Genomic DNA, 255 nt, shown 5'->3' on the forward strand with positions numbered 1-255 from the left:
GCATGGGCGGGGTTGTGGGAGCATCAGTGCCCGGTCTGCCGGCTGGGTCGTGTGAGTGCAGCGTGATAGTCGAATCATCTTGAGTGGTGTGCCGTAGAGGGTGTGAGTCCCGTAGACGAAATCATTGTTGCCGCGCGTGGTGTTTCCCGAGTAGCACGGAGCCCGTGAAACTTCGTGTGAATCTGCCAGGACCACCTGGTAAGCCTGAATACTACCTGATGACCGATAGCGGACCAGTACCGTGAGGGAAAGGTG

General features: G+C 58.0%; 1 rRNA gene. It reads left to right on the forward strand.

The annotated features are described in order from the left end of the window. Window positions 1-255 (forward strand): 23S ribosomal RNA (locus QSJ40_RS12675); the annotation flags it as partial.

Origin of the sequence: Kocuria sp. NBRC 114282 (genome assembly GCF_030268385.1) — a bacterium.
GTDB classification, from domain to species: Bacteria; Actinomycetota; Actinomycetes; order Actinomycetales; family Micrococcaceae; genus Kocuria; species Kocuria palustris.